This window comes from Allobosea sp. GW823-FHT02B03 (assembly GCF_058797755.1).
Genome location: NZ_JBXAJY010000001.1, coordinates 361,976 through 387,100 on the forward strand (window position 1 = coordinate 361,976; position 25,125 = coordinate 387,100).

At 68.3% G+C, this 25,125-nt stretch carries 16 protein-coding genes; 9 read left to right on the plus strand and 7 right to left on the minus strand.

The features are described from left to right. Positions 1 to 70 precede the first annotated feature (70 nt). The 3 genes from AC1REK_RS01700 to AC1REK_RS01710 all read right to left on the minus strand — a co-directional run bounded on the left by AC1REK_RS01700 (position 71) and on the right by AC1REK_RS01710 (position 4,086). On the minus strand, positions 71 to 1,879 hold the full coding sequence (locus AC1REK_RS01700; protein WP_492267409.1) for a thiamine pyrophosphate-binding protein: 1,809 nt from the start codon (positions 1,877 to 1,879) through the stop codon (positions 71 to 73). Positions 1,880 to 1,913: 34 nt separating this feature from the next. Then, complete coding sequence (locus AC1REK_RS01705) at positions 1,914 to 2,633, minus strand: class II aldolase/adducin family protein (protein ID WP_492267408.1); 720 nt, start codon at positions 2,631 to 2,633, stop codon at positions 1,914 to 1,916. A gap of 157 nt (positions 2,634 to 2,790) precedes the next feature. Further along, a complete protein-coding gene (locus tag AC1REK_RS01710) occupies positions 2,791 to 4,086 on the minus strand; it encodes a Rieske 2Fe-2S domain-containing protein (protein WP_492267407.1) in 1,296 nt (431 codons plus the stop codon). Between the two features lie 130 nt (positions 4,087 to 4,216). Here AC1REK_RS01710 and AC1REK_RS01715 point away from each other — a divergent pair, with 130 nt between their 5' ends. Both AC1REK_RS01715 and AC1REK_RS01720 read left to right on the plus strand, forming a co-directional pair. After that, the gene (locus tag AC1REK_RS01715) at positions 4,217 to 5,176 is read left to right on the plus strand and encodes a PDR/VanB family oxidoreductase (protein WP_492267406.1); all 960 of its coding nucleotides are present in this window, start codon (positions 4,217 to 4,219) and stop codon (positions 5,174 to 5,176) included. A gap of 11 nt (positions 5,177 to 5,187) precedes the next feature. Then, complete coding sequence (locus AC1REK_RS01720) at positions 5,188 to 6,381, plus strand: Gfo/Idh/MocA family oxidoreductase (protein ID WP_492267405.1); 1,194 nt, start codon at positions 5,188 to 5,190, stop codon at positions 6,379 to 6,381. A 148-nt stretch (positions 6,382 to 6,529) separates the two neighbouring features. Here the strand turns inward: AC1REK_RS01720 and AC1REK_RS01725 are convergent, their stop codons facing one another. Continuing rightward, positions 6,530 to 6,733 (minus strand): hypothetical protein, encoded by a 204-nt coding sequence (locus AC1REK_RS01725; RefSeq protein ID WP_316018173.1) that lies wholly within the window; start codon positions 6,731 to 6,733, stop codon positions 6,530 to 6,532. 166 nt (positions 6,734 to 6,899) lie between these two features. Between AC1REK_RS01725 and AC1REK_RS01730 the strand changes: the two genes are divergently transcribed. Next, positions 6,900 to 8,531, plus strand: coding sequence for a GMC family oxidoreductase (locus tag AC1REK_RS01730; protein ID WP_492267404.1), 1,632 nt, complete (start codon positions 6,900 to 6,902; stop codon positions 8,529 to 8,531). Between the two features lie 226 nt (positions 8,532 to 8,757). Further along, positions 8,758 to 14,067, plus strand: a complete 5,310-nt coding sequence (locus AC1REK_RS01735) for an autotransporter domain-containing protein (RefSeq protein WP_492273776.1) — start codon at positions 8,758 to 8,760, stop codon at positions 14,065 to 14,067. A 27-nt stretch (positions 14,068 to 14,094) separates the two neighbouring features. Here AC1REK_RS01735 and AC1REK_RS01740 read toward each other — a convergent pair whose 3' ends face one another. The 3 genes from AC1REK_RS01740 to AC1REK_RS01750 are packed head-to-tail and all read right to left on the minus strand — an operon-like array spanning position 14,095 to position 17,446. After that, positions 14,095 to 14,955 carry a PCC domain-containing protein gene (locus AC1REK_RS01740; RefSeq protein ID WP_492267402.1) on the minus strand — a complete coding sequence of 287 codons (861 nt, stop codon included), beginning with the start codon at positions 14,953 to 14,955 and terminating at the stop codon, positions 14,095 to 14,097. Continuing rightward, entirely contained in the window at positions 14,952 to 16,595 is a 1,644-nt protein-coding gene (locus tag AC1REK_RS01745) for an acyl-CoA synthetase (RefSeq protein ID WP_492267401.1), read from the minus strand. Before AC1REK_RS01745 ends, AC1REK_RS01740 begins: the two co-directional genes overlap by 4 nt. Beyond that, on the minus strand, positions 16,595 to 17,446 hold the full coding sequence (locus AC1REK_RS01750; RefSeq protein ID WP_327523082.1) for an IclR family transcriptional regulator: 852 nt from the start codon (positions 17,444 to 17,446) through the stop codon (positions 16,595 to 16,597). Before AC1REK_RS01750 ends, AC1REK_RS01745 begins: the two co-directional genes overlap by 1 nt. A gap of 204 nt (positions 17,447 to 17,650) precedes the next feature. Between AC1REK_RS01750 and AC1REK_RS01755 the strand changes: the two genes are divergently transcribed. From AC1REK_RS01755 to AC1REK_RS01775, 5 genes are all read left to right on the plus strand, one after another. After that, positions 17,651 to 19,525 (plus strand): TRAP transporter large permease, encoded by a 1,875-nt coding sequence (locus AC1REK_RS01755; protein ID WP_316018178.1) that lies wholly within the window; start codon positions 17,651 to 17,653, stop codon positions 19,523 to 19,525. Positions 19,526 to 19,697: 172 nt separating this feature from the next. Further along, a complete protein-coding gene (locus tag AC1REK_RS01760; RefSeq protein ID WP_316018179.1) occupies positions 19,698 to 20,711 on the plus strand; it encodes a TRAP transporter substrate-binding protein in 1,014 nt (337 codons plus the stop codon). A gap of 149 nt (positions 20,712 to 20,860) precedes the next feature. Beyond that, on the plus strand, positions 20,861 to 22,075 hold the full coding sequence (locus AC1REK_RS01765; protein ID WP_492267400.1) for an acyl-CoA dehydrogenase family protein: 1,215 nt from the start codon (positions 20,861 to 20,863) through the stop codon (positions 22,073 to 22,075). Next, positions 22,072 to 22,692 carry a TetR/AcrR family transcriptional regulator gene (locus AC1REK_RS01770; protein ID WP_492267399.1) on the plus strand — a complete coding sequence of 207 codons (621 nt, stop codon included), beginning with the start codon at positions 22,072 to 22,074 and terminating at the stop codon, positions 22,690 to 22,692. The genes AC1REK_RS01765 and AC1REK_RS01770 overlap by 4 nt, the downstream gene beginning before the upstream one ends. 88 nt (positions 22,693 to 22,780) lie before the next feature. Beyond that, positions 22,781 to 25,102: a putative bifunctional diguanylate cyclase/phosphodiesterase gene (locus AC1REK_RS01775; RefSeq protein WP_492267398.1), complete on the plus strand. Its 2,322-nt coding sequence runs from the start codon at positions 22,781 to 22,783 to the stop codon at positions 25,100 to 25,102. The last annotated feature ends 23 nt before the right edge of the window (positions 25,103 to 25,125 follow it).

Genomic DNA, 25,125 nt, shown 5'->3' on the forward strand with positions numbered 1-25,125 from the left:
CGTTCCGCGACGGCTGGCCGCTCCGAGCGGTCCGCTGTCGCCGGGGCGAAAGGAAACCCCGCGTTGTCGGTCAGGAGGCGCCGGCCGGCTTGTCGCTCGCATGGCGCGTCATGCTCGACGCCATCGCCGGATTGTAGCCCGGCAGGACGCGCGCATCGATCAGCACTGGGCGTCCCTTTCGAGCCAGCGTCGTTGCCTCCCGCACGGCCTGTGTCAGCTCCGCCATGGTCGCCACCGGTCCGATCCCTTCCAGCCCCTGCGCACGCGCCATGGCGGCGATGTCGATGTCGGGCTCGGCGATGCGCTGGCCGATCCATTTGTTCTCGACCGGGCGCTGGCGCTGCCTGGCGACGCGCTCCTGATGGATCTCGTCATTGAAGAAGGAGCGGTTGTTCGACACGATCGCGACGAAGGGCAGCTGGTAATGCGCCGCTGTCCAGAGCGCCGCGATGCCCATCAGCGTGTCGCCATCGCCGAGCACCGCGACCGGGAGCCGGCCGGTATCCTTCAGCGCCAGCGCCGCGCCGACCAGCATGCCGGGGCCGGCCGCGATGCCGCCGCCGCCATCGATGCCGAGATAGTCGAGCGGATGGCGGAAATGCCAGGATTCGCCGGCCCAGCCGAGCGGCAGCCTGACCAGCGAGATCACCTCCTCGCGCAATGCCGCGCCCATCGCGGCAGCAAGAGTGACGACGTCGAGCGGCCGATCCTCGTCGGCCTGGAAAGCGGGCAGGGCGGGTAGGTCGGCGGCCGCCTTGCCTGCGCCGATGCCGAGCGCATCCGCGATGAGATGCAAGGCGGCGTCGGGTGCGCAGGCAAGGTGGAGATCGGCCGGGGCCAGGGCCTGATGGTCCATGCTCCAGCCATTATGGAGCTGATGGTCCGGCGAGATGTTGATGATCTTCGCAACAGGCAGGCCGCCGGCCTGCTTCAGCATGCCGCCGAGATCGACGCAGTCGAGCGCCAGGATGACGTCGGCTGCGCGGATGGCCGCGCCGGCGGCCTCGTCGAGGAAGAAGCCGGGCTTGGTCACATGCAGTGGATGGTCGGTCGGGAAGCTGGCGCCGGTCTTGATGTCGGTCAGGACCCGCGCGCCGAGATGCTCGGCAAGCGCAACCCGCCTCGCCCAATCGACGGGGCTGCGCGACATCCGGCCCATCAGGAGGAGCGGCTCCCTGGCGGCGGCGAGCCAGTCGGCTGCGGTTGCGATATCCTTGGCTGCGGGAACCGGGGCCGCGGCGGCGGCATAGCGCTTCGGATCAGGCAGCGCGGGCATCTCGTCGAGCCGCTGCTCCTGCATGGAGACGTCGAGGCAGACATAGGTCGGCCCGCAAGGCGCCATGCGGGTGAGGTTGGCGGCTCTGGTCAGTGCCTCGATCGCGGCGGGGACCGAGACCGGCTGGTCGTCCCATTTCACGTAAGGCCGGATCAGCGCGCCCTGGTCCTTGGCGGTGTGCAGCCAGTCGATCCAGGGCCGGCGCTGGGCGGCGTCGACCGGGCCAGTCGCGCCCAAGATCAGCATCGGCACCCGGTCGCACCAGGCATTGTAGATCGCCATGGCGCCGTGCATCAGCCCGACATTGCTGTGCAGAATCACGCCCATCGGCCTCTCGGTCACCTTGGCGTAACCATGGGCGAGCGCGACCGCGTGCTCCTCATGCAGGCAGAGCAGCATTTGCGGCTCCTGGTTGCCGGTATGGTTGACCAGGCTGTCATGCAGGCCGCGGAAGCTGGAGCCGGGGTTGAGCGCGACATAGGGAATGTCGAGCGCCCGCAGCATCTGCGCGACGACGTCGCTGCCCCAGACGCCGTTATCGGTGCAGGGCAGGGGCTGATCGATGCCGGCAAGTTTGCCGCCGGCCTTGCCGATGTCGGTCATCGATGCTTCTCCGCAGCGCTGTCGGTTCGGGAGTTCAGTGGCCGAGTCGCGCCTTCCAGAAATCCCAGAGCCGGGTCTGGACCAGCGGCCCGAGATTGAGCTTGGCGGCGAGTTCGATCTCCTTCGCGGTCAAGGGCGAGACCTCGCCCAGCATCGCCGACTGGAACTGCAGTTCGGCGTTCTGCTTCAGATGAACCGAACGGAACACCATCTCCTTGACCGAGCGGCCGAGATTGCAGGCGCCATGGCGGCGCAGCAGCACGCTCCAATGCGGGCCGCAGGCGCGCGCCAGCGAGTCCGCCTGGGCCATGTTCTCGACCAGGAGGTTGGTGTCGCCGAACTCGTCGCGACTGTCCCAGAACGGCACCTGCGCGCCGATCACCGCGCCGACATGGAAGACCGGCACGACGGGTACCCCGGTCTGGCAGAACGGCATCACCGAGGCGGCATGGTGATGGCTGACCGCCATCACATCGGGCCGAGCCCTGTAGAAGGCGGCGTGGATGACGCGCTCGACATAGAGCCCGACGGAGAGCGGCGCTTCCGGCTCGCCATTCAGGTCGAGCTCGACGATGTCGGCGGCGGTGACGAGGGCGGGGCTGCGCGAGCGCGAGATCAGGAAGCGGTCGGCCCGTTCGGGATGGCGGGCGCTGACATGGCCGAACCCGTCGAGCACATCCTCGTTGGCGAGGATCCGGTTGGCGTCGACGATGTCCTGGATGGTCTGGGCGAGGGCAGAGGGCGTGTCTGGCATCGGCGTTTCCAAGCTCGGGCTGAGTGCCTCTGCGCGGACACTCGCCCGGCCATCGTCGCCTTTCCAAGACTTTCGCCGTTGGGCACCGATACGGGAAACGTGCTGGCGGACGGTGCGCTCAGCGCCCGGCGCCCGCCATTTCGGCTTCCGTCTCGTCCTACTCCATGCCATCCAGCGCCGCGATCTCCTCGCTGGAGGCGCCGAGCTTCCGCCAATCCTCGCTCTTGGGCACGATGCCCTGATACGAGGAAAGCCTCGCCTGCGGGATATGCGGCTCGATCCGCCCGATCGCCTCGCCGCCGGCCGCGAGCTTGCGCGCCGCGTCGATCATCACCCGCCGGAACTGCACGATGGCGATGTCACTGGCGCCGAGCCGCTCGCTGGTGCGGTCGGCGATAGGCCCCATCGACTCCCACATCATGATGTCCTGGTTGGGAATGCCGGGCACGCCGGTGAAGTCGCCGAGTTTCATCGCCTTGCGGTCCTGGAGATAGTCATTCTCCTTGCTGCGCAGCATCTTGCGGTAGTTCTTGTCGAGATCGATGCCGACCTGCGCGACGCAGAATTTTCGCCAGGCCTCCTGGTCGATGCAGTCGTCATTGCCCCAGGCGATGAAGTGGAAATAGCTGGAGACGTCGTCCTTGGGCACGATCACCGTCGCGACGTTGTAGGACGAGTTCGGCGGGATCAGCGCCGTATAGGGCGCGACGAAGACGGTCAGCCGGATGTAGTCATGGGTTTGTGCATTGCTGATCGGCCGGCGGATCGCGGCATAGCGGAAGCCGTAATTGGTCAGCTGGACCTGGATCCGCGGGTTCTTGTCGGTCGAGGGCCGCGTCCAGTGCGTGGCATTGGCCCCGGCAGAGGTGACGCGCGCCGGCTTCATGTCGGAGGAGTGCAGGCTCGAGGAATGGGCGGAGTCGATCTGCCCTTCCATGATCTGCGCCCAGTTCACCGGCAGGTCGATCTTGACGATCGAGACCTTGGCCTGCGGCGTCGGCGCCCAGGCAGGCGCCTCGAATTCCGGCTTCAGCTCGGGCGGGCCCATATAGACCCAGATGAAGCCGCCGGCCTCCTCCACCGGATAGGCCTTGTGCTTGACCTTCTCGGCAAAGCCGCTCTCCGGCGGCTCGGAGACCATCTCCAGGACGTTGCCGTCCACGTCGAACTTCCAGCCGTGATAGAGGCAGCGCAGCCCGCATTCCTCGTTGCGTCCGAAGAACAGCGAGGCCTTGCGATGCGGGCAGTACTCGCCGAGCACGCCGATCCGCCCATCGGTGTCGCGGAAGGCCACGAGGTCTTCGCCGAACAGCCGCACCCGGACCGGGGCACCATCGCTCTCGACGAGTTGCTCGGAGAGCAGCGCCGGCGTCCAGTGTCGCCGCATCAACTGCCCCATCGGGGCATCGCCCTCGACGCGGGTCAGGATCTCGTTCTCCTCATGCGTCAGCATGGCGGCCTCCCCGGCGCTTGCCCCGGTACTAGCCAGAGGCAAATTACTTAGTTATCTAAGTCTGAGATTAGTCGGGTTCAAAACGCTTGTCGAGAGAGGCAGGCGCAGGGCGGTGGGCAAGGCGGTGCGCATGGCTGACGGGAGCGAGGCGATCACCCTCAGGATCGCCGAGAAGACGATGATCGCTGAGGACATCTGCCTGTTCGAATTGCGGGCCGGCGATGGCAGCGAGCTACCGCCTTTCACTGCGGGCGCGCATCTTTCCGTAACCGTCCCCAATGGCGAGACCCGCAAATACTCGCTGTGCAACGACCCCGCCGAGAGCGACCGCTATGTCATCGCGGTCAAGAAGGAGATCGGCGGCCGCGGTGGCTCTGTCTGCCTGATCGAGCAGGCGCAGGAAGGCGACGCGATCTCGGTCGGCGCGCCGCGCAATGATTTCCAGCTGAAGCCCGGCCCGGCCAGCTACATCTTCATCGCCGGCGGCATCGGCATCACGCCGATCCGCGCCATGATCAAACACCTTACGGCGACCAGGGCAAAGCCCTTCAAACTCTACTACTTCACCCGCTCGCCCGAGCTGATGGCCTTCCGCGACGAGTTTTCCGCCCCGGAGTTCCGCGGCAAGGTGGTGATCCACCATGATGGCGGCGATCCCGCCAAAGCCTATGATCTCTGGCCGGTATTGGAGGAGCCGAAGGGCGCCCATCTCTATTGCTGCGGACCGCGTGGCCTGATGGAGGCGGTGCGCGACATGACCGGGCACTGGTCGTCTTCCGCCGTGCATTTCGAGGATTTTGGCGCCGCCAAGGCGAGGCCGGAAGACAATGTGCCCTTCACGGTCAGGCTGGCGAAGAGCGGCGGCAGCGTCATGGTGCCCGCCGACAAGTCGATCCTCGAGGCGTTGCGCGAGGCCGGCAAGGTCCTGCCCAGTTCCTGCGAGAGCGGCACCTGCGGCACCTGCCGGACGCGGCTGATCGCCGGCGAGCCCGACCATCGCGACCTCGCTCTGTCCGAGCACGAGCGCGCCCGCAACATCATGATCTGCGTCTCGCGGGCGAAGTCGTCCGAGCTGGTGCTGGACCTCTAGAGGAGCCGCCGATGAGCGAACCCCTGCGCCTCGGCGTCCTCGGCCTCGGCCGTGCCTTCATGCTGATGCTGCCGACGCTGTCGCAGCATCCACTTTGTCGGCTGGTCGCAGCCGCCGATCCTCGCCCCGAGGCGCGGGCGCAGTTCGAGGCCGATTTCTCGCGGCCCGGCGCGCCTGCCAGGGCTTATGCCGAGATCGAGGCGCTCTGCGCCGACCCGGACGTAGAGGCGCTCTATATCGCCACGCCCCACCAGTTCCATGTCGAGCATGTCGCGCTCGCCGCCCGCCACGGCAAGCACATCCTGGTCGAGAAGCCGATGGCGCTGAGCATCGCAGATTGCCAGGCGATGATCGCCGCGGCGCGGCAGGCCGACGTTCATCTCATGGTCGGCCACAGCCACTCTTTCGATACGCCCTATCTCCATGCCGCGGCGCTGATCCGCTCCGGCCGCTTCGGCGCGGTCCGCATGATCACCGCGCTGAACTACACCGATTTCCTTTATCGCCCGCGCCGGCCGGAGGAACTCGACACCGCCCAGGGCGGCGGCGTGGTCTTCAGCCAGGGCGCCCATCAGGTCGATGTCGCCCGCCTGATCGCCGGCGGCAGGGTCGAGAGCGTGCGCGCGATCACCGGGCGCTGGGATGCAGGACGTCCGACCGAGGGCGCCTATCAGGCCTTGCTGACCTTCGAGGGCGGCGCCAGCGCCAGCCTGACCTATTCCGGCTATGGCCGCTATGACAGCGACGAACAGTTCGGCTGGCTGGGCGAGCTCGGCCAGCAGCGCGATCCCGACAATTACGGTGCGGCCCGGCGCGGCCTCGCCAAGGTCGCGACGCCGGAGGAAGAGGCGGCCCTCAAGAACACCCGGACCTATGGCGTCGCCAAGAGTTCCGTCGCCGCCGCGCCAGTCGCGCACAACCATTTCGGCCAGGTCGTGATCTCCTGCGAGCGGGCCGATCTGCGCCCGCTCGCCGACGGCGTCATGGTCTATGCCGATGCCGAGCGCTGGTTCGAGCCGCTGCCGGCACCGTCCGTGCCACGGGCCGAGGTGGTCGACGAGATGCACGCCGCCATCCGCCATGGCGTGGCGCCGCTGCACACCGGCGAATGGGGCATGGCGACGCTGGAGATCTGCCTCGCCATCCTCGAATCGGCGGAGACCGGCCGTGAGATCCAGCCGCAGCATCAGGTCGCTGTCGGCTGACCTGCATCTTCTCCAGCCCTCATCCTGAGGAGCCGCGCAGCGGCGTCTCGAAGGATATTTCAGGAGTCTCCGGAAGCGGCTGGACCATCCTTCGAGACGCGGGCCGACGCCCGCTCCTCAGGATGAGGCTGAGTAGTTGGAGCCGTGTTCAGCGCCGGCTGGGCGGCTCCACCGGCGGCGGGTTGTTGGCGGCGGCGGAGAGGATCGCGATCATGTCCTGCTCGGCGGCGGCGGCGCTCTTGTAGCGCGCCGCCGTCGTCACCAGCGGGCGTTCCGCATCGGCCGGATAGTGGATCGCGATGGCATAGCGGCCGGTCTGCGGATCCTCGAAAGGCTCGATGCGCAGCAGCATGGCAGGTGTCTCCGATCTCGTGCTGCCGTCATTGAACCTGCCGATGCGCCGCAGTCCAAGACAAAGGCGCATTCGCAGCAAGGTCTTTTCGCACTGGCCGCGCGTTGCCGCGGCGGCCGGCTCGCCCTATCCCTTGGGAAAGGCTGAGGACCAGGGCGGAAAGCGTATGGCGGGCGAGACCAGCATCGGCACCTTCGACTATGTCATCATCGGCGCAGGCTCGGCCGGCTGCGTGCTGGCGAACCGGCTCTCGGCCGACCGGCGCAAGAACGTCCTGATCCTCGAAGCCGGCGGCAAGGACGACTGGGTCTGGTTCCACATCCCGGTCGGCTATCTCTACGCCATCGGCAATCCCCGGGCCGACTGGCTGTTCCAGACCGAGCCGCAGCCCGGCCTCGCCGGCCGCTCGCTCGCCTATCCGCGCGGCAAGGTCGTCGGCGGCTGCTCGGCGATCAACGCGATGATCTACATGCGCGGCCAGTCCGCCGACTACGATGGCTGGCGCCAGCTGGGCCTCGATGGCTGGGGCTGGGACGACGTTCTGCCGCTCTTCCTCAAGCAGGAGGACCATATCGCGCCGGCCAACGCCTTCCATCGCTCGGGCGGCGAATGGCGGGTCGAGCATCCGCGGGTGCGCTGGGACATCCTCGACGCGGTCCGCGACGCGGCCGAGGCGGCCGGCATCCGCAAGATCGACGACTTCAACACCGGCGACAATGAGGGCTCCTCCTATTTCCAGGTCAACCAGAAGCGCGGCCGGCGCTGGAGCGCGGCCCGGGGTTTCCTGGAGCCGGCGCTCGACCGAGAGAACCTGCGCGTCGAGCTCGGCGTCACCGTCGAGCGCATCATCGTCGAGGACGGCAGGGTGACCGGCGTCGTCGTCAGCGATGCCGACGAGAGCTTCATCGCCCATGTCTCCGGCGAGGTCATCCTCAGTGCCGGCGCGGTCGGCTCGCCCGCCATCCTCGAGCGCTCGGGTATCGGTGACGGCGCGCATCTGCAGAGCCTCGGCATCGAGACGGTCCGGCACGCGCCCGGCGTCGGCGAGAACCTGCAGGACCATCTGCAGCTGCGGCCGATCTACAAGGTCGAGGGCGTGCGCACGCTCAACACCGAATACGCCAAGCTCTGGCGCCGCCCGCTGATGGCGCTGGAATATGCCGCGCGTCGCACCGGCCCGCTGACCATGGCGCCCTCCCAGATGGGTGCCTTCGCCCGCTCGGACCCGCATTACGCCACGCCCAATCTCCAGTTCCACTTCCAGCCGCTCTCGCTCGACAAATGGGGCGACGGCCTGCACCCGTTCGGCGCCTTCACCGCCAGCGTCTGCAATCTGCGGCCCACCAGCCGCGGCAGCGTCCATCTCAAGACCCCCGACCCGAAGGCGGCGCCGGCGATCTCGCCGAACTATCTGGCGACGCAGGAGGACCGGCAGGTTGCGGTCGATGCGCTGAAGCTGGCGCGCCGGATCGTCGCGCAGCCGCCTCTCGCCCGCTTCCGGCCGCAGGAATACCTGCCCGGGCCCGGCTGCGACACCGACGAGGCGATCGCCGAGGCGGCCGCGCGCATCGGCACGACGATCTTCCACCCGGCCGGCACGGTGAAGATGGGGCGCGACGACGACCCGATGGCGGTGCTCGACCAGCGCCTGCGGGTCCGCGGCATTTCGGGGCTGCGCGTGATCGACGCCTCGGTGATGCCGGCGATCACCTCCGGCAACACCGCTGCGCCGACCATGATGATCGCCGAGAAGGGCGCGCAGATGATCCGCGAGGATGCCAAGCTGGCGACAGGCTAGCGGCGCTTCGCTCGGGCGCGGCGACCTCGCGTCCCGGTAGAGCCGGCTTCCAAGGAAACGAGCCCGGCCAAATCGGAAGACGCTGCCATGCGACCAAGAGGCATGCGAGGGCCTGATCTTGGGCGTTATTGGCTTTTCTAGTCTTTACATTTGCCTACAAATCACATCACCACGTTGGGGTCGTCGTGCGCTTTTTTAGGCGATGCCGCGGCGGGGGGCTTTCGTCATGTCTATGCTTGTTCCCGTGCTTTCAGGGAACCGTCGCGCGCGGCTCGCGTCGCGCCTGTGCGCGGGAACCGCGCTTTCACTCCTGGCCGTAATGCTCGCGGCGCCTGCTCTGGCCGGAGGGGGCGTCGGCGGTGGCGGAGCCCCCGGCGGTAGCGACAGTGCCAGCACTGGCGGAACGGCCGGCACCGGGGGTGGTGTCGGTGTTGGCGGTGGAGGTGGTGGCGCCGGCGTGGGCGGTGGCTGGGGCGGCCTCGGCAGTGGAACCGGCGTTCGCGGCGCAGGCGGGGCGGCTCCGGGAGCTTTCGGCGGCCCCGGTGGCGACGGGGGCATTGGCGACAGCGGTGGCGGTGGTGGCGGCGGCGCGCACGGTGCCTTCGGCATGACCCCGCCGCTTGCGGCCGTCTCCGGCGGCAACGGCGGTCAGGGCGGCGCCGCCGGTGGCATGGCTGGCGGTGGCGGTGGTGGTGCCGGTGGCTGGGGGGCGGTCGTCGCCGGCTCGGGCGGGTCGCTCGGTTCGCTCGATGCGAGCGCGACGGGTGGCACCGGAGGCAGAGGCGGCATCAGCGAGGGCTCCGCGGGCGGCGGCGGCAGCGGCGGGCATGGCCTGGCGGTCACCGGTAGCGCGGGAACGTCACTGGCGATCGGTGCCACAGTCCAGGGCGGTGCTGGTGGGAGCGGTGGCGAGGTTTGGGGAGGCTTGGGCGGGACTGCTGGCAAGGGAGGCGACGGCGGCAGCGGTCTGCTTCTGACCAGCGGTGCGACGGTGACCATCAATGCGAGCGTCAGAGGCGGCACGGGAGGCGCAGGCGGCCAAAGCCTGGAGTTCGGCTTCGGCGGCCATGGCGGCGCGGGCGGTGCCGGGGTGAGCGCGGCGACGGGCGCTGTGATCACGGTCAATGCGACCGTCAGCGGCGGCCTTGGTGGCGCTGGAGGTTCAGGCCTCACGCCCGCCGTCCACGGCTCGGCCGGCGCGGGCATCGCCGGCAATGACCTGACCATCACGCTGGGGGCGGGCGGCCTGATCGCCGATGCCGATGGCGTTGGCGGCATATTGGGCGACGCCGTTCAGCTGGGCGGCAACAACAGCAGGCTGACCATTGGCGTAGCAGGCACGGCCAACATCGCCGGAAAGATCAACATCACGAGCGGCGCGCTGACGCTCGATCAGGCAACCGATGTCACCATCGCCAACACGATTTCCGGCACCGGCGCCCTTGGCAAAACCGGCGCGGGAATGGTGACGCTGACCGGCGTCAGCACTTACGCCGGCGGTACGACGATCTCGGATGGGGCACTTTCGGTTTCCTCCGACGCCAATCTCGGGGCTCTGGCGGGTGGCGTGTCGATCTCGGGCAGCGCGCCCTATGTTCCGGCGAGCGATACGGGCGCCGACGCGACGCTGCGCACCACGGCCAGCTTCATCAGTGGCCGTACCTTTGGCTTCGACAGTGCCGGCGGTCGCATCGAGACCGACACCGGAACGACCCTGACGCTTACGGGCACGTTGACCGGGGATACCGGGGCGAGCTTCGTCAAGCAGGGCGCCGGTGCGCTCGTTCTGACCGGTGACAGCAGCGGTACGACTGCAGCGACCGGCTTCCTCGGCGCAACCCATGTCATCGGCGGTGCGCTGCGGATCGAAGGCGGCGGCAAGCTCGGCAGCGCCTCCTCCGGCGGCGGCTACATCTCGAACGGCGCCTCGGTGGTCGTGACGGGCGCCGGCTCGACCTGGAGCACCGGCAGCGACCTGATCGTCGGCGATGTCGGCGCCGGTGCGCTGACGATTGCGGATGGTGGTGTCGTGAACGTCGCCGCCTTCGCCGGGACCCTCCAGCTCGGCCGCCTGGGTGGCGCCGGCGGGACCCTGAACATCGGCGCGGCGCAGGGCATGGCCGCAGCGGCTGTCGGCGTCCTCGAGGCGGGTGGGGTCGCACTGACGACGAGCGACAGCCGCATCGTCTTCAACCATACCGATGCCTACTACTCATTCGCGCCCTCGATCAGCGGCACCGGTTCGCTGGTCCAGGTGGCGGGCACCACGCGCCTGCAAGGCAACAATGATTATTCCGGAGCGACGCAGGTCCTCGGCGGGGAACTCGCCAGCGTCAACGACACCGGCTTCTCGGCGAACTCAGACTATACGATCGCGGCGGGGGCGGTGCTGAAGCTCGATGGCGATCCCAGCACCGTCGCCAGGGTCGGCTCGCTTTCGGGCGCCGGTGAGGTCGTTGTCGTCGACGGTATCCTTGTCGTCGGCTCGACCAACGTCAACGCCACCTTCTCCGGCAGCTTTTCAGGCACCGGCGGGCTCGAATTCTCCGGGTCTGGAACGCAGATCTACACCGGCACGGGCACACTGGGCGGCGGTCTGTCGATCTGCGCCTGCGGCGGCGGCTCCTTCGTCATTCGCGGCGGCTCTCTGACCCTCGGCCAGGACGTCCAGGTCATAGGCGGCTCCCTGGTCGTCGACCAGGGCGGCATGCTCGATAATGGTGGCACGGGCTTTTCCGTGGCTTCGAGCGCCGTGATCGACGGGGCGGGCACCGCTGTGTCCGTCGGCACGATGTTCGTCGATGGTATCCTCGACCCGGCCTCGGTCACGATCTCAGGCGGCGCGACGCTGACCGGCAGCGACTGGGCCGGAGTTTTCGGCGTCAACGCCGCGGCTTCGGTGTTGGTGACCGGGCCGGGCTCGCGCTGGAGCGTCGCCGGCAGCGGACTGATGATCGGTGATCCGCTCCTGACCGAGGCGGCATCCGTAACCGTCGCCAATGGCGGAGCGTTGCGCGTCACCTCGGGTGATATTGCGATCAGCACGGCCGGCACGCTGAATATCGGCACCGGCGGCCTGGCGGGAACGGTCGAGATTTCCGCCGGCATCATCCGCAATGATGGCCGCATCGTCGCGGACTTCACCGACAGCGCGACGCTGACTGCGAACATCGACGGCAGCGGTTCGCTGACCAAAGCCGGCGCGGGTACGCTGACGCTCTCAGGCAGCAACACCTATGCCGGCGGGACCACGATCGCGGGCGGGGCGGTGAGTATCTCGTCCGACGCCAATCTCGGTGACGCCTCGGGCGTGCTGACCCTTGATGGCGGCGTGCTGCAGGTGACCGGCACGACGCTGACGCAGCTTTCGCGCAGCATCGTCCTTGGCGCTGCCGGCGGCGGCTTCGACATCGCCGATGTCGGAAGCTCCGTCGCGCTGTCGCAATCGTTCTTGGGCAGCGGAGCGCTTTCCAAGGCCGGCGCCGGGAGGCTCGTCCTGAGTGGCGCCAACAGCTACACCGGCGCGACGACGGTCCTCGGCGGAACGCTGGGAGCGGGCGCGACCGGCGCCTTCGCCGCGGCCTCCGCCTTCACGGTCGCTTCGGGCGCCACGCTCGATCTCGCCGGCTTCAGCCAGAGCATCGCCTCGCTTGCCGGGGCGGGCACGGTCACGCTCGGCTCGGGCACGCTGAGCACCGGCTCGGACCACACGTCGACGAGCTTCTCAGGCGCGATCACCGGCACCGGCGGCCTGAACAAGGCCGGGACCGGCAGCTTCACCTTGACCGGGACGAGCAGCTATACCGGCGCGACGACGGTCAATGCCGGCAGGCTGGTGGTCAATGGCTCGCTGGCGAGCGCGGTGACGGTCAATGGCGGGGCGACGCTCGGCGGCTCCGGCACGGTCGGTGGCATCGCGGTCGCGAGCGGCGGCATGGTGGCGCCCGGCAATTCGATCGGCACGCTGAGCGTCGCCGGCAATGTCGCCTTCGCGGCGGGCTCGACCTATCAGGTCGAGATCAACGCCGCCGGCCAGGGCGACCGGATCGCTGCGACGGGGATGGCGACTCTGTCCGGCGGCACCGTCCAGGTCCTGGCCGAGGCCGGCAATTATGCGGCGGGGACGCGCTATACCATCCTGACCGCGAATGGCGGCGTGACCGGCCAGTTCGCCGGCGTCTCCTCGAACCTAGCCTTCCTGACGCCGACCTTGGTCCATGGCGCCAGCGACGTGACGCTGACCATGACCCGCAACGACACCGGCTTCGGCCCGGATGGCGGCGGCGGGTCGGGTGGTGGAAGCTCAGGTGGCGGGAGCGGTGGTGGTTCGGGCGGAGGCTCCGGTGGCGGCGGGGCTACGGGCGGCGGCGGCAGCGGCCCGCGCCCCTATATCGCTGCGACGCGCAACCAGGGCTTCATCGCCAATGCGGCGGAGCGGCTGGGCGTCGGCAACCTGGTCTACGACACGCTGGTCTCGGCGACGGCAGCCGAGGCAAGGGCCGGTTTCGACCTGCTCTCCGGCGAGGCCCATGCCCAGGGCGTTGCGGTCGCGGTCGGCGAAAGCCGGCTGGTGCGCGAGGCGGTGCTCGGGCGCCTGCGCGGCTCGCTGCTGCCGGTGCCGGGCGGCGAGGTCGCGGCCGGTTTCTCGGCCGATCTGCCGAGCGCCAAGGGGCCGGTCGCGATGCCGGCGCCGCGGCCGGGCGAGCGCTTCAGCTTCTGGGGCGAGGGTTTCGGGGCCCATGCCAACACCGACGGCGACGGCAATGCCGCCTCGCTCTCGCGCCGCACCGGCGGGGCGATCCTCGGCGCCGACATGAAGCTCTACGACAGCGGCCTGAGCTCGCTCAGGGTCGGCATCGCCGGCGGCTATACCCGCTCGGACTTCGACGTCGATACCAGGTTGTCGAGCGGCCGGCTGGAGAGCGGCCATGTCCTGCTCTATGCCGGGGCGCGCCATGGCAACTGGCGGCTTGATGGCGGCGTCGGCTACTCCTTCGGCGAGACGAACCTGACCCGCCAGGTCCTGATCCGCGGTTTTGGCAACACGCTGCGCTCGGAGCGCGACACCGACGTGCTGCAGGCCTTCGCCGAGCTCGGCTACGCCTTCCGCTTCCAGGGCTTTGCGCTCGAGCCCTTCGCGCAGGTCGCGCTGCTGCGGGTCTCCTCCGGTTCGGCGATCGAGCAGGGCGGGGCGGCGGCGCTGCGGGTCGCCTCGCAGGACCAGTCGCTCGGCTTCACCACGCTCGGCCTGCGGGCCGAGGCGCAGCTCGGCGCGATGCCGCTCTTCGCGCGCGGCCTCGTCGGCTGGCGCTACGGCTTTGGCGATCTCACCCCGCAGGCCGGAACCGCCTTCGTCGCCGGCATCGCCCCGGCCCGGGTCTATGCCGCCCAGATCGACCGCAATGCCCTCGTCGCCGAGGCCGGGCTCGACTGGCGCGCCACCGCTTCGACCACGGTCGGCATCGCCTACTCAGCCGCGATCGGCGAACGCACCAGGGACCATGCCCTCAAGGGCAGGCTCGAGGTCAGGTTCTGAAGGCCGGGGGCGCGCTTCGCGCCCCTCTCACTCCGCTTCGAGCACCAGCTCCAGCGTCATCAGGACCGGGTTCTCGCCGCGCCTTAGCGCGCCTTGCGCCATGCCGCCGGTATAGTCGACCAGCGCGATGGCGATCTCGGCCTCCGGCCCGCCGTCGCTGCCCGGGCCGATGCCGCCGGCGGTGATCGCGATCTCGGTGGCGAAGGGCTCGATCTGCGCGCCATCGGCAAAATGCGCGCCGATCGTCGAGCCGACGCCGCCATGGATCGTGGCGCGGCCGATGCCGCGTTCGGCGCAAAAGCCTTCCAGCGCTGCGAACACGTCCTGGTTCGGGCGCAGGCGCAGCGCGTAGAAGCGCCCTGCGGCCCGCGGAGCGGCCAGCGTCGCTTCCGCCGGCATGAACAGCTTGAAATTCGTCTCGGGATCATGCCCGGCGACGAAGGCCGCGCCATCGATCCCGACCGCCTCGACCGTGATCGGCTCGGCGAGGAAACTCTGGTCGGGCAGGATATGGCCGCCATTGCGCCGGCCATCGGCCTCGCGCCAGAGCGCATGACCGTGGAAGAAGGGCGCCCCGTCGCGCTCGCCGAAGGTCAGCGCGCCCGTCTCGATCCGCGCCACACCGTCCGGCCGGAAGGTCTCGCTGTAGAAGGCGGCGTGCTCCGGCGTCGCCGAGAGCGCCGGCATCACATAGGCGAAGGGCGAGAGCGCCAGTCCCGCCGGCAGGCGCAGCACGCCGCTGGCAAAGCCTTGCGCTGCAAAGGCCTCGGCGACCGCGTCGAGCAGCAACTGGCCGGGCTTCAGCGCGAGCGTGAGCCGTTGGCCGCCTGCCGCGACCCATTGTACGCGCTCGGGCTGGGCCGGTCCCGGCTGGCGTATCGTCCTCATGTGCCGGAGCCCGGCGCGCGCACGAAATCGAGCAGGCCGCGCTTCTCCAGTTCGTCGCGGACGAGGCGCTTCGGCACCTTGCCATAGCCGGATTTCGGCAGTTCCTCGAAGAAGAAGAAGCGCTTCGGCATCTTGTAGCGCGGGATCTTCTCGCCGAGATATTCGGCGAGCTCCGCCTCGCTCGGGCCGTTGCCGCGCGCGACGCAGACGGCGATGCCGATCTCGCCCCAGACCGCATCGGGCACGCCGAGCACGGCCGCTTCCGCGATCGCGGGATGGGTCAGGATCTTCTCCTCGATCTCACGCGGGTAGATGTTCGAGCCGCCGGAGATGTACATGTCCGAAGCCCGGCCGGTGATGTAGACAAAACCCTGCTCGTCCATATGGCCGAGATCGCCGGTGCGGAACCAGCCGTCGCGGAACGATTTCGCATTGGCCTCCGGGTTTTCGTAATAGCCGGCGAAGACGGCCGGGCCGATCACGCAGATCTCGCCGGTCTCGAAGGGGGCGAGTTCCTTGCCCTCGTCGTTCTGGATCTGGACCTGGATGCCGGTGCGCTCGACGCCGCAGCTGCCGATCCGGGCCTGCGGCCCATCCTCGACCTCGTGCAGATAGGGCGGCAGCACGGTGATGTTGCCGGTGACCTCCCCGAGGCCGAAATACTGCACCAGCACCTTGCCGAGCTTCTTCAGCGCCGTCTTCTGGTCCTCGCGATACATCGGCGCGCCGGCATAGATGACATGGCGCAGCGAAGAGTGATCGTGCTGGTCGACGGCCGGATGCTCGACCAGCATCTTCAGGATCGTCGGCACGGTGAAAATGTTGGTGACCCGGTACTTCGCGACCAACCGGAAGGCCTCGTCGATGTCGAAGCGCTCGGTCGGCAGGAGGATGCTCGGCGCGCCGCGCGCCGAAAGCACGAGCTGGTGCACGCCGGCGCCATGCGAGAGCGGCGCGACGACCAGCGAGGCGTCCTTCTCGGTCGAGCCCGGCACGAGGTCGGCGAGGTGGTTGGTGATCACGAAGCCCATCTGGCCATGGGTCAGCACTGCCGCTTTGGAGCGCCCGGTCGTGCCCGAGGTGAAGAAGAACCAGCAGGGATCGTCGCGCTCGACCATGACGTCGGGCATGCGGGCGCCTTCATGGGCCGCGATCGCTTCGCCGACCGTCGTCTCGCCGAAATCGCCGGCACCGATCCGCCAGGTGAACTGCAACGCCTTGCTTTCCTTGGCGACGGCCGCTGCATGCTCCGGAAAGTCGCCATGGCAGAGAAAACCCTTGGCGCTCGAGGAGGTTGCGAGATAGGCAACCTCGTCCGGCATCAGCCGGAAATTGGTCGGCACCCAGACGGCGCCGAGCCGGAAGGCGGCGAACATCGAGAAGAACATCTCGTCGCAGTTCTTCGAATGCACGAGGATGCGGTCGCCCTTGCCGATGCCGCGGGCGGCAAGCGCCGCGCAGAGCGCATGCACGGCGGCGTCGATCCGGCCCCAGCTCCATTGCCGCTCGCCCCAGATCAGCCCGGGCCTGTCGGCGAAGCGCCGGCCATTGCGGGTCAGGAAATGCGCGAGGTTCATCACCCGCGTCGAGACGGGCTTCAGCCCGCCGAGCGGGCCGGAGGCCTCTCCGGATGTCGTCATCAACTCGTCTCCGCTGGCTGTTTGGGCGCACGTGCCGGCGCATCTGGCGGCACGTGCAGGAAGGGCTGCCGGCTCAGCATGCCGGCGAGGCGCTGCTCGACCTGTTTCGCCTCGTGCCGCAACTGCACGGCGAGCTCCTCCTGGCGCTGCGGCCGCATGCGCGAATCGATCGCGGCGAGGCTGAGCGCGCCGGCGACGCGCCGGTCCGGGTAGCGCACGGCGACGCCGATACCCCAGGAGCTGGCGACGATGCGGCCGGGGTTGAGCGAGAAGCCCCGCTCGCGGGCCTGCGCCACGTCGGTGCGGATGCTGGCCGGCGTATAGCTCGGATAGCTCTCGACCAGGATGGCGCGATTGGCCTCGATCATCGCTTCGACCTCGTCGTCGGCCAGGGCAGCCAGCATGGCGAGCGAGCCCGCGCCGATGCCGAGCGGGTGCTGATCGCCGGCCTGGAGTGCATGGGTGCGGACCGGCCAGGTGCCTTCCTCGCGATGCAGGCAGACAGCGGAGCGGTCGCGCCTGACCGAGAAGAAGCTGGTGTCCTGGGTCGTGTCGGAGAGCCGGCGCAGGCTCGCCATGGCAAGGTCGAGCAGGCCATGCCGGCTGCCGGAGAGCAGGCCGAGCACGAAGGCCTCCTCGCCGAGATGATAGCGCTTGGTCGCATCCGCCTGCTCGACCAGTCCGGCGCGCATCAGTGCCAGCAGCAGACGCCGCACCGTCGGCTTGCTGAGGCGTGTCTCTTCGACGATCTCGCTCAATGGCAGGCCGGCTGCGCTCTCGCGGCCGACGAGCGAGAGCAGGCGCAAGGCGCGGTCGACGCTTTGCGAGCCCGGCAAATCTGGCGTCGGCATGGCTCCTGCTCGCATTTCCTCGCACTCATGGGTCCATTATGCGGACCTTCGATTTCTCCATAAATCTGTAGTTCGGCGCGGTTGCGATTGCAACGACCCTCGATCCGTGTATGGTCCAGCCGGAAACAATGGCCAAAAAGGCCATGATATGGACCTGCAGCCGGCGCTAGATTCGGCGGATCGGGTGAATGGGAGGACGGCCGGATGGCCGATACCGGTACGAGTGACGGCGCCGCCGCCGTCCTGGATAGTCTCGATCACGAGCCGGCGCGCACCGGCTCGCCGCTGGTGCGGCCGCTCGAGATGGTCGCAGCGGCCCTGCTGGTCATCATCATCACCCTGCTGCTCGGCGGCGTCACCTCGCGCTATGTGCTCTCGATCCCCGTGGTCTGGATCGACGAGGCAGCCTCGATCTCCTTCCTCTGGCTCGCCATGCTCGGCGCCGCCATCGCCATCGACCGCAACGAGCACCTGCGCCTGACGCTCTTCGTCGGCATGCTGCCCGAGAAATGGCGCGGCCCGGTCCACGCCTTCGGCCTGCTCGTGGTCGCGACCTTCCTGCTCGTGATGACCTGGCCGGCGATCGACTACGTCATCGAGGAATCCTACGTCACCACCGCCGCGCTCAATATTCCCGCGAGCTGGCGTGTCTCGGCGATCGCCTTCGGCATCATCGCCATGCTCGCGCTGGTGCTGAGCTATGCCGTGCGGGTCTGCAGCTTCCGTGACCTCGTCATGGCGGGGCTTCTGATCGCCGCGGTGGCCGCGATCTGCTATCTAATGACGCCGGTCTTCAAGACGCTCGGCTATCTCAACATCCTGATCTTCCTGATCGGCGTCGTCGGCTTCTGCCTCGTCGCCGGCATCCCGATCGCCTTCTGCTTCGGCATGGGCGCTCTCTGCTTCCTCGCCTTCAGCACCTCCGTGCCGATCTTCGTGATGATCGGCCGGATGGACGAGGGCATGTCGAGCCTGATCCTGCTCTCGGTGCCGATCTTCGTTCTGCTCGGCTGCGTGCTCGACGCGACCGGCATGGGCAAGGCGATCGTTGATTTCCTGGCCTCGATGCTGGGCCATATCCGCGCCGGCATGTCCTATGTGCTGCTCGGCTCGCTCTTCCTGGTCTCCGGCATTTCCGGCTCGAAGGTCTCTGACATGGCGACGGTCGCCCCGGCGCTGTTCCCGGAGATGAAGCGGCGCGGCTACCAGCCCAAGGAGCTGATCGCGCTGCTCTCGACCGGCGCGGCCATGGCCGAGACGGTGCCGCCTTCGATCGTCCTGATCGTGCTCGGCTCGGTCGCCGGCGTCTCGATCGCCGGGCTTTTCACCAACGGCCTCGTCGTCGCCACCGTGCTGCTCCTGGTCCTCGCCATCCTGGCGCGCTGGAAAGCCCGCGGCGAGGTGCTCAAGGGCGTGCGCCGCGCGCCGCTCGCGGTGATCGGCAAGACCGCGCTGATCGCGACGCCCGCCCTGGTGCTGCCCTTCCTGATCCGCGGCGCGGTCGGCGGCGGTGTCGCGACCGCGACCGAGGTTTCGACCATCGCCGTGCTCTATGCGCTGATCGTCGGCGTCGTGCTCTATGGCGGCATCGGCTGGCGCAAGTTCTATGGGATGCTGGTCGAGACCGCGGCGCTCTCCGGCGCGATCCTGATGATTCTCGGCACCGCCTCGGCCATGGCCTGGGCCCTGACGCAGACTGGCTTCGCCCGCGATCTCGCGACGCTGATGACCGGCCTGCCCGGCGGCTGGGTGACCTTCATGGCCGTCACCATCGTGGTCTTCATGATCCTCGGCTGCGTGCTCGAGGGGCTGCCGGCGATCGTGCTGATGGCGCCGCTGATGTTCCCGATCGCCAAGAGCCTTGGCATCAACGACGTGCATTATTCGATGGTGGTCGTCACCGCGATGAACATCGGCCTGATGACCCCGCCGATCGGCATCGGCTTCTACATCGCCTGCAAGATCGGCAATGTGCAGCCCGACGAGGCGATGGGCGCGATCTGGCCCTATCTCCTGGCGCTGATCGCCGGCCTCCTGATCATCGCCTATGTGCCGTCCTTCTCGACCATGTTCCTGTGATGCTGAGCGCCGGGAAGAACGCCGCCATGTCGCCGCGTCGCCCTTGCGATCAGACTTCAGTCGAAGAGGCGATGCGGGGGGATTGCGTAAGCCCCGCCGGATTGCTTCGTTTCGTGCCTAGTGACGGCGCAGACCGTCGCGATCGATAACAGCGCCCCCTGGAGGAAATAGAATGTCGATTTCACGCCGCACCATCCTGCAGGGCGCCACCGCCGCTGCCACGATCGGGACCTTCTCGATCGCCCGGGCCCAGACGCCCGAGTTCACCTACAAATACGCCAACAACCTGCCGCTCGCGCACCCGATGAACGTGCGCGCCGCCGAGGCGATGGAGAAGATCAAGGCCGAGACCAATGGCCGAGTCGTCATCCAGATCTTCCCGAACAACCAGCTCGGCTCCGACACCGACATGCTGAACCAGGTCCGCTCCGGCGGCGTCGAGTTCTTCACGCTGTCGCCGCTGATCCTCTCGACCCTAGTGCCGAACGCCTCGGTCAGCGGCATCGGCTTCGCCTTCCCGAACTATGATGCGGTCTGGAAGGCGATGGATGGCGACCTCGGCGCCTATGTCCGCGGTCAGATCGCCAAGGCGAACCTGCACGTCATGGACAAGATCTGGGACAATGGCTTCCGCCAGATGACCTCTTCCAAGGGACCGATCGCGAGCCCCGCCGACCTCAAGGGCTTCAAGATCCGCGTGCCGGTCTCGCCGCTCTGGACCTCGATGTTCAAGGCCTTCGACTCCGCCCCGGCCAGCATCAACTTCGCCGAGGTCTACACCGCCCTGCAGACCAAGATCGTCGACGGCCAGGAGAACCCGCTCGCGATCATCGCGACCGCCAAGCTCTTCGAGGTCCAGAAGTATCTCTCCGCGACCAATCATATGTGGGACGGCTTCTGGTTCCTGGCCAATCGCCGCGCCTGGGAGCGGCTGCCGCAGGACCTGCGCACGATCGTCGCCAAGAACATCGACGCTGCCGCCGTTCTCGAGCGCGCCGACGTCGCCAAGCTCAATGCCGGCCTGCAGGCCGAGCTGACCTCCAAGGGCATGGTCATCAACGAGACTAAGCCCGACGAATTCCGGGCGGCGCTCCAGAAGGCCGGCTTCTACGCCGAGTGGAAGGGCAAGTACGGCGACGAGGCCTGGGCGATCCTCGAAAAGGCGGTCGGCGGCAAGCTCGCCTGAGCGCTCCGAGCCCGGCGGCGAGCCGGACCGGCAACCGTCATCACTCGGAGGCCCGGCGCTCTTGCGCCGGGCCTTCTTGCTTGGAGCGGGAAACTCGCTTGTGTCGGCCTTCCGATGAGCCTACCGTCCGGTAGGTAGATGAGCTGGACATGCGCCTCAAGGCGCCGGGGAGGATCGCGATGACGGTGGCGGAGAGCTTCGGGGCAGGCGACATGGTGCAGCGGCGCTCGCCCTATTTCGGCGAGGAACACGAGGCGCTGCGCGCCCAGATCCGCCGCTTCGTCGAGACCGAGGTCAAGCCGCATGGGCTGGCCTGGGAGGAGGCCGGCATGGTGCCGCGCGCCGTGCTCGAGCGCATGGGCGAACTCGGTTTCTTCGGCATCCGCTATCCCGCCGAGTATGGCGGCGCGGAGATGGACACGCTCGCGACCGTCGTCCTTGCCGAGGAACTGGGCCGCTCGACCTTTTCCGGCTTCGCGATCACCGCGCTCGTCCACACCGACATGGCCTCGGTCCATCTCTTCAATGCCGGCAGCAAGGCGCAGCGAGACCGATGGATGCCCGACGTCGTCGCCGGCAAGGCGATCTGCGCGGTCGCCGTCACCGAGCCCGATGCCGGCTCGGATGTGAAGGGCATCCGCACCACCGCGCGGCGCGAAGGCGACCATTACGTGCTGAACGGCGCCAAGATGTTCATCACCAATGGCGTCCATGGCGATCTCTACTGCGTCGCCGCCAAGACGGATGTTTCGGCGAAGCCGTCGCAATCGGTCTCGATGTTCCTGGTCGAGAAGGGCACGCCGGGCTTCCACGTCGGCCGCGCGCTCGACAAGCATGGCTGGCGCTGCTCGGACACCGCCGAGCTCATCTTCGAGGATTGCCGCGTGCCGGCCGAAAACCTGCTCGGCGGCGAGGGGCGCGGCTTCTACGCGATCATGAGCAATTTCCAGAACGAGCGCACGGTGATCGGCGCCATGGCGATGGGGGAGGCGCAGGCCGCGATCGAATCGACGCTCGACCATGTCCGCACCCGCAAGGCTTTCGGCGCGTCGCTCTGGGAGAAGCAGGCGATCCGCCAGAAGCTCTCCATGCTGGCTGCCAAGGTCGAGGCCGGGCGCCAGCTCGTCTACCATGCCGCCTGGCTCGACGCGCAGGGCTTCGACGCGACGCGCGAGGTCTCGATGGTCAAGGCCTATTGCGGCGAGCTGGTCAACGAAGTCATGTACGCCTGCGTCCAGTTCCATGGCGGCATGGGCTTCATGCGCGAGAGCGCCATCGAGCGCATGGCCCGCGATGCCCGCGTCCAGGCGATCGGCGGCGGTGCGACCGAGGTGATGCTCGAAGAGGTGGCGAAGCGGCTGTGACGGTGGTGTCGGGGCGCGCCGAGCGGGCGGAGCTGGAGGGCGGCGCCGGCCGCCTGATCCTCGACCATGCCGCGCGCCTGCTGCGCAGCAATGGCTATCACCAGACGAGCCTGCGCGAGCTCGCCGAGGCGGTCGGCATCCGCAAGGCGAGCCTCTATCACCACTTCGCCTCGAAGGAGGAGATCGTCGAGGCCGTGGTCAACGACGGCGTCCGCTTCGTCCACGAGGCGGTGGCTGCGGCGCTGGCAGACGCGGCGCAGGCGGGGCCGCGCCAGCGGCTGGAGGCGGCGATCGCGGCTCATCTTTCCGCCCTGCACGGCCATGGCGACTATACCAGCGCGGCGATCAAGGTCTTCACCTTCGGCGGCGGCCCGACGCCGGAGGGCGTGCGTCTGTCGCGCCGGCTCTACGAGGATGTCTGGCGTGGCCTCGTCGCCGAGCTGCAGCAGGCGGGGGCGATTGCGCCGGGGCGTTCGCCCGAGGCGCTGCGCCTTTTCCTGCTCGGTGCCATGAATGGCTCGATCGACTGGTACCGGCCCGAGCGCTTCGACATCAGGGCGCTGGCCCGCGAATTCGCGGCACTAGTCGCTCCCGATGGCGGCAGAGCCCCGGAATAGCGTCGGTTCCTGTCGTTTTCGGCGGTTTTCCGTTGAAGGCAGCAGTCAGCCTTAACCTCGCTTTGAGGTTCGCCGGCGACGATGGCGCATGGCGCGCGACAACCTGTTTCGATTCGGTGGCGAGTTTCTCGATTCCGACCGCGAGGCGACGTTTCGCCAGGCACGCCTTGCCGAAACGCTGCGACAGTGCCGCCTGATTTTCCTGGTTTCGGCAGTTCTTAACACGCTGTTCCTGGCCAGCGACTGGCGCTTCTATGGCACCGCGCATTTCTTCGTCGCGGTTCCGGCCCGGCTCGTCGTGGTCGCCGCCTCGCTGCTCTGCTACGCGCTGGTCCGCAAGGCGACGCGCTTCGACGAGGCGCAGGCGATCCTGATCGGCTGGGAGATGGCGACCGCGCTGGCGGTGGCGCTGCTCGTCTCCTCGCGCAGTGATCTCGCGCTCTTCGTCGTGCTGATGCTGCCCTCGATCTTCTATCTGGTGGCGCCGACCGCTTTCCGCTGGACGATGGCGCTGGGGATCGGTTGCAGTGTCCTGATGCTTGCCGGCTATCTCGGCCGCGGTCCGTTCCCGACGACCCTGCCTGGGCTGGTCCTCGTCCTGGTCATGCTGAACTTCGCGCTCGGATTGGTGGTCATCCATGGCAACCGCTTGCGCCGACTGGAATGGACGGCGACCCAGGCCGAGCGACAGGCCAAGGATGCGCTCGGCGTCAGCCAGGCGATGATCGAGCGCCTGTTCATGGCGGTGCCGATCCCGCTCGTGGTCGCCTCTCGCGAAGATGGCCGCTTCCTGCGCAGCAATGATGCGGCCAAGCGCTATTTCGGCCGCGAGCAGCTCGCCACTGCGCGCGTCTCGGACATCCTGTTCGCGGAGCGCGACCGGCGCGAGATCCTGCTCAAGCTCGAGCGCCAGGACCAGATCGCCGGCTACGAGGCGCAGATGCGAGATGGCGACGGCGTCCGGCGCGACGTCCTGATCACCGCGACCGGCGTTCCGATCGACGGCGGCCTCGCCGTGGTCGCCGGCATTGTCGACATCACCGATCGCAAGGCGGCGGAGGCTCGCACCCGGCGGCAGGCTACCCATGATGCGCTGACCGGCTTGCCGAACCGCCTGCTGTTCCAGGAGCGCCTGCAGCAGGCGCTCGACGTCATGGCCGAGGCCGGCGGCACGGTCGGCCTGTTCCTGATCGACCTCGACGACTTCAAATCGGTCAACGACACGCTCGGCCATGATGCCGGCGACGAACTGCTCTTCCAGGCGGCGGCACGGCTCGCCGGGGCCATCGGTCCCGCGGACATGGTCGCCCGTCTCGGCGGCGATGAGTTCGTCGTGCTTTCGCAGGAGGTGTTCGACATAGCCGGGGCCCGTCTCAAGGCCGCAATCCTGCTCGATGCGTTGCGCGAACCCTTCGAGCACGCCGGCCAGATGATCAGCGCGCGTGCCAGTCTCGGCATCGCCCTGGCGCCGGAGCACGATCTCGACGGCGGCGAGCTGATGAAGGATGCCGACCTCGCCCTCTATCGGGCCAAGGCCAGGGGGCGCAACATCGCGGTGGTCTACGAGCCCTCGATGCGGGCTGCGATGATCCGGCGCGTCGCGATCTGTCGTGACCTGGCGGAGGCCCTGCGGGAGGATCGCATCCTGCCGTTCTACCAGCCGCAGGTCTCGCTCGCGGACGGCAAGGTCGCGGGTTTCGAGGCGCTGGCTCGCTGGCGCCACCCGGAGCGCGGCATCATCCCGGCCGCCGCCTTCCAGGAAGGCTTCCAGGATGTCGAAATCGCCGCCGGAATTGGCGATGCGATCGTTCGCGCCGTCCTGCGCGATCTGCGCCAATGGCTCGATGCCGGCCTCGAGCCGGGCGTCGTCTCGGTCAACCTGTCGGCGGGCATCTTCCGCGATCCGGAGCTGCCCGAGCGCCTGCTCGGCAAGCTCGCGGCGGCCGAGGTTCCCGCCCGCTGCTTCGGTATCGAGGTCACCGAAAGCGTGCTCCTGACACGCAGTGCCGGCGAGGCCGAGCGGACCTTGCAGGCGCTGCGGGCAGCGGGACTGCATGTCTCGCTCGACGATTTCGGCACCGGCTATGCCTCGCTCACCCACCTCAAGCGCTTTCCCGTCGATACGATCAAGCTCGATCGCGGCTTCGTCAGCCAGGTCGAGGATGAGGGCGAGGATGCGGCGATCGTCCGGGCAATGATCGGTCTCGCCGCCGATCTCGGCCTCGGCATCGTTGCAGAAGGCGTCGAGACGCCGGGACAGGAGGCCTTCCTGCGCCAGCATGGCTGCGGGCTCGCCCAGGGTTATCGCTATGCGCGGCCGGTCGCGGCCGCGCGTGTCCCCTTGCTGCTGCAGCAGCCGAACCTGTTTCCCAGCGCCTCCGCCATGCGTGACGACAGCGCCGCGGCCTGATCCTGCGCGCTGGCGGCGGCAGG